The sequence below is a fragment of the Streptomyces hirsutus genome (assembly GCF_001418415.1).
Lineage (GTDB): Bacteria > Actinomycetota > Actinomycetes > Streptomycetales > Streptomycetaceae > Streptomyces > Streptomyces hirsutus.
Genome location: NZ_LIQT01000186.1, coordinates 1 through 4,972, shown reverse-complemented (window position 1 = coordinate 4,972; position 4,972 = coordinate 1). Strand labels below are relative to the sequence as shown.

At 70.8% G+C, this 4,972-nt stretch carries 5 protein-coding genes; 2 read left to right on the top strand and 3 right to left on the bottom strand.

Features of this window, described 5'->3' with window-relative positions:
• Positions 1 to 121: 121 nt before the first annotated feature.
• The 3 genes from AOK11_RS14710 to AOK11_RS14700 all read right to left on the bottom strand — a co-directional run bounded on the left by AOK11_RS14710 (position 122) and on the right by AOK11_RS14700 (position 2,959).
• Positions 122 to 1,243: an NrtA/SsuA/CpmA family ABC transporter substrate-binding protein gene (locus AOK11_RS14710; RefSeq protein ID WP_206188846.1), complete on the bottom strand. Its 1,122-nt coding sequence runs from the start codon at positions 1,241 to 1,243 to the stop codon at positions 122 to 124.
• A gap of 79 nt (positions 1,244 to 1,322) precedes the next feature.
• Positions 1,323 to 2,099, bottom strand: a complete 777-nt coding sequence (locus AOK11_RS14705) for an ABC transporter ATP-binding protein (RefSeq protein ID WP_206188845.1) — start codon at positions 2,097 to 2,099, stop codon at positions 1,323 to 1,325.
• Positions 2,063 to 2,959 (bottom strand): ABC transporter permease, encoded by an 897-nt coding sequence (locus AOK11_RS14700; RefSeq protein WP_079034847.1) that lies wholly within the window; start codon positions 2,957 to 2,959, stop codon positions 2,063 to 2,065. The genes AOK11_RS14705 and AOK11_RS14700 overlap by 37 nt, the downstream gene beginning before the upstream one ends.
• A 625-nt stretch (positions 2,960 to 3,584) precedes the next feature.
• Between AOK11_RS14700 and AOK11_RS14695 the strand changes: the two genes are divergently transcribed.
• On the top strand, positions 3,585 to 4,238 hold the full coding sequence (locus AOK11_RS14695; RefSeq protein WP_063793479.1) for a GntR family transcriptional regulator: 654 nt from the start codon (positions 3,585 to 3,587) through the stop codon (positions 4,236 to 4,238).
• Positions 4,239 to 4,366: 128 nt separating this feature from the next.
• On the top strand, positions 4,367 to 4,944 hold a 578-nt coding region (locus tag AOK11_RS14690; protein ID WP_206188844.1), incomplete at its 5' end, for an LLM class oxidoreductase.
• Positions 4,945 to 4,972: the final 28 nt, after the last annotated feature.

Here is a 4,972-nt window from a genome sequence, read left to right as displayed (position 1 = left end):
CCCGGCCGGCCGGGGCCCGCGGTCACGAAGGCGGCGAGGTGCATCTTGTTCTGGGGGGTGCTCACTGCGTGTTCTCTCTTCCCTGCTGTCGTGCGCTGTCTCGTGCGGTACGCCGGGGCCGTCACTTGGCCAGTTCGGCGGCCACCGTCTTCTTGATCGCGTCGAACCGCGAGTCCTCCAGGAATCCGGTCACGTCGATCTTCGACGGGTAGACGCCCAGGTCGTGGAAGTTGTCGGCCAGGTCCTGGGTGTTCTCGCTCGCCTTGCTGTCCACCGGTCCGAGCGTGTCGGCGAGGGACTCCGACTGCCGCTTGTCCTTGGTCACCTCGAGGAAGACCTTGCGTTCGAGGTCCTCCGAGCCGAATCCGCCGATCTTGTCGAAGAACTCGACGGCGGCCTCGGGGCGGGCGTTGATGCGGCGTTGGGTGTCCCGGATGACGCGGACGACCTTCGCGGCGGCCTCCGGAAACTCCTCGACGAACGATTCGCTGGCCACGTAGAAGGTGTAGTCGTAGGTCCTGACCTTCGGCAGCGAGCGTGCCTTGTGCCGGGCGCGGCCCAGGCTGATGGCCGGGGTCCAGCTGATCCAGGCGTCCACCTTGCCGTTGGCGAACGCCGACTCGGCGTCGGCGGCGGGCAGATTGACGTACTCGACGTCGTCCAGCCGCAGGCCGGCGGTCTCCAGGTACTTGATGAGGCTGTAGGTACCGGTGGTGCCCTGCTGGTCGGCGACACGCTTGCCCTTGAGGTCGGCGGCGCCCTGGATGGGCGAGTTCTGGGGGACCAGGATCTCGACCTCGTTCGAGGGCAGCGGGTAGGCGGCGAGCGGCACGATGGGCACCCCGCCGCCGATCGCGTAGGCCACGGCGGTGGCGGTGGCGAAGGTGAAGTCGACGCTGCCGGACTTGAGCGCCTCCATCACCGGCAGCGAGGCGGTGAACCCGGACGGCCAGGAGACGGTGGTGCCACCGAGTTCCTTGCCGAGGTCCACGCCTTCGAACTTGTAGCGCAGCGCCGCCGGGATTCCGGTCTTGCCGCTGCCGATGACCGCGTAGCGCAGCTCCTGCGGCACGCCGTCGGCGAGGGCGGCGGAGCCGGGCCGTGATCCACCGCCGCAGGCGGCCAGGACCGGGGCGAGGGCGGCGAGGCCGCCCGCGGCCAGGACACCGCGGCGCGAGAGCTTGCCGGACAGGAGTGGCGAGGCTCCGGTGGTCGAACGGGCGGACGGGCGGTTCACGGTCACGGTCGGTTCTTTCTCGGTGGGGCGTTGCTCGGGTGGGCGGATGCGCGGGGCGGGGCCGCGGTGGCGTGCTGTCGCGGGCTCAGACGTCGGCCGGGGCGGTGGAGTGCGGTGCGAGAAGGCCCTGGAGCAGTTCTTCCTTCCAGGCGACGAGGCGGGGGTGGCCGCGCCTCTCCCCGCGGGGCAGGTCGATGCGCAGGTCGCGGCCGACGGAGCCGTCGGCCAGGACCAGGACGCGGTCGGAGAGCACGAGCGCCTCCTCCACGTCGTGCGTCACCAGCAGGACGGTGCGCGGCTGCTCCAGCCACAGGCGTTCCAGGAGTTGCTGCATGGCGATCCGGGTGATCGCGTCCAGAGCTCCGAAGGGCTCGTCCAGGAGCAGGAGTTCGGGGTGGTGGAGCAGGGCGCGGGCCAGGGCGACGCGCTGTCGCTGCCCGCCGGAAAGCTCGGCCGGCCAGGCGCCGCCGCGGTCGCCCAGGCCCACCGCCTCCAGCAGTGCGCGCGCCTCGTCCCGGCGGCCCTTGACCCCCAGCAGCACGTTGTCCTCGACCGAGCGCCAGGGCAGCATCCGGTCTTCCTGGAACATCATCCGCACCATGGGCGGCTGCGGACCTTCTCCCTGGAGTCCGACGGTTCCCGCGCTCGGCTTCTCGAGTCCGGCGACGATCCGCAGCAGGGTGCTCTTCCCCGCGCCGCTGGGGCCGAGGAAGGAGACGAACGAGCCGGATTCGATCTCCAGGTCGAGGTTCTCCAGGACCCACCGGCCGTCGTACTGCCGGCCCAGGCCCTCCAGGGCGAGCCGAGCGCCTGCCCGCGCCGGGGTCACTGGTTCGCCCTGGGACGGTAGTTCGGGTGCCACCGCAGCACCCTCCTTTCGATGAGCCTGGTCAGCAGGTCGGCGAGCAGACCGGCCAGTGCGTACAGCACGATGGCGAGGACGATCTGGTCGGTGCGCAGCAACTCGCGGGCGTTCTGGGCGAGGTAGCCGATGCCGTCGCTGGCCGAGATGGTCTCGGCGATCACGAGGGTCATCCAGGCGACGCCGAGGGAGTACCGGATGCCGGAGAGGATGGTGGGCATCGCCCCGGGGACGGCGATGTCACGCACCAGGCGCCACCGTCCCAGTCCGTAGGAGCGGCCGAGCTGCAGCAGCTTGGGGTCGACTCCGCGGATGCCGGTCACGGTGTTCAGGTAGATGGGGAAGAAGGTGCCCAGTGCCACGAGCAGGATCTTGGGCTCCTCGCCGATGCCGAACCAGGCGATCATCAGCGGCACCAGCGCCAGGTGCGGGATGGTGCGCACCATCTGCAGGGAGCGGTCGAGGAGGATCTCGGTCACCTTGGACATGCCGACCAGGAACCCGAGGATCAGGCCGGTGGCCGCGCCGAGGGCGAAGCCCTGGAGGATGCGCCGGAGACTGGTGAGGATGTGGAACTGGAGTTCCCCGGTGGCGGCCAGATCGGCTCCCGCCCGCCACACCGCCTCCGGAGCGGGGAGGATGGACGGCGGCAGGATGCCGACGGCGGCGGTCCACTGCCACACCACCAGGACCAGCACGGGGACGACCCAGGGGCCGGCCGTGCGGGCGGCGCGCAGCAGCACCCGGCGGTTGCGGGCGGCGGAGGGCGACCCGGTCCCCCGGTCCTTTCCGGCGCCGGGCCGGCCGGACGGGCCAGAGTGCGGTTGTGGGTCCTTGGCGAGCAGCAGCTGCTCGGGCATGGAGATCCCCTTCAGGAGTGGTTCGGACACCCGTTGGACCGCCTGGCCGGTGAGCGGCGGCAGCCGAGGAGGCCTGCGGGGTCGTGGGGCAGTGCCCGGGACCGACTCCCCTGCCATGCCGAGTAGAGGGCGGGGCGGGGCGGTCCGGGGCATACGACGGAGCGGGGCGCGCCTGCGATCGGGCCGGACACAGCCGCGCCCGCCGCTGACTCAGCGGCCGGGACGCGGCAGGCGGAGGAGGCGCGTGATCAGCGACAGCCCGTGCTGAAGACGCGCATGAGGTCGATGTGCCGACGGCTCGTCAGGCTGTTGCAGAAACGGGAGGCCGGCCCGGCTACCGGGTGCGCCGGGTGGGCGGCGTATCGCCCTGGCTGCGCGCCACGATGCATCAGAAGCTCCCGAAATCCTGTCAGGCGTATAGGGGTCATGCACTCGAAACAAATGGACCCGGACCCGAGGACGCGATGGAACTCAAGTCCGGATTCAGCTGCAAGCAACTGTATACACATGTAGACAGTGGCAGACTATGGCCGTCTCGAATCGCGAGAACACCTGTCCGCAGAGAGCGCCGCTCCGCGTGCGCCGCCGACGGGTCGGCCCTCGGTATGGAAGAGGAGCGAACAGCTTGAGCACCGCACGGGGAGACCGGGGCGCCGACGCGGGCGCGGGCAGCCACTACGCCCGTATCCGGCGGAGCATCCTCGACGGCCAGTCACCGCCCGGAACCGTCCTGATCCCGACGGGTCTCAGCACGCAGTTCAACGTCTCGCGCACCCCCGTCCGGGAGGCGCTGATCAGGCTCGAACAGGAGGGCTTGGTGACCCGGGCCACTCGCGGCTACGTGGTCCGTACGCGCACTCCCCAGGAGATCCTGGAGATCTGCGAGGCGCGCATCGCCCTGGAGTCGACCGCAGCACAGGCGGCCGCGACCCGCCGGACCGAGCTCGACCTCGCCCGGCTCGTCCACGTCCACGAGTGCGCCGTGGCGTCGGCGGACCCCGCCGAGCTGCAGGATCTCAACGAGCAGTGGCACCGGGCGCTGCGCGAGGCCGGGCACAACGCGACGATCATCGAGCTGATGGACCACCTGGACGCCCAGTTGAAGGTGTACGACTCCGGCACCACCACCCAGCCGGAGAACCTCGCGCTGATCGTCGAGGAGCACGAACGGATCCTGGACGCGGTCCGCCGTGGCGACGCGGCGGCCGCCGGGCAGTACGTGATCGAGCATCAGAGCCGCACCCGGGACCTGCGCATCGCGGCCCTCGCGCGGTCCTGAGCCCCGTCCTGAGTCCGGTCCTGAGTCCGGTCCTGAGTCCGGTCCCGAGTCCGGTCCCGAGTTCCGTCCAGCGCACCCCGGTCATCTACCAGGCGGGCACCTCCCCGGCCGGCCGGGGAGGTGCCCNNGCCGGGCCCCGCAGAGCATCAAGATGTTCGCCATCATGACGGTGGTCACCGCGCCGACCGACGAGGAGGCCCGCGCGAAGTTCGCCGACTACCGCTCCTACGCCGGTATCGAGGGCAACCTGGCACGGCTGAGCGGAATCACCCAGGTGGACAGGGCCCGGTTCGACCTCGACGAGCCGCTCGCCTACGTGGACGCCCCCGGCATCCAGAGCATTCCGGCCAACTTCACCAAGGCCGACCCGACCCGCGCATGGACGCCGCGTCAGATCGCGGAGCACATGGCCGTCTCCAGTTTCGGCCCGGTCGTGGTCGGCTCCCCGCAGACCGTCGCCGACGAGCTCGAGCGCTGGATCGACGAGGCCGGCATCGACGGCTTCAACCTCACCGATATCCTCCCCCCGGCCTCCTGCGGCGACTTCGTCGACCTGGTCGTCCCCGAGCCGAGGGCACGCGGACACGTCTGGGAGGACTACGAGGGCAGCACGCTGCGGGAGAGCTTCCACGGCCCGGGCCGCCAACGCGTACGGCCCGACCACCCTGCCGCCGCTTACGGAAGGCGAACCGATGCCGCTTCCTGACCACCCCGCCGCACCGTGGCATCGAGCA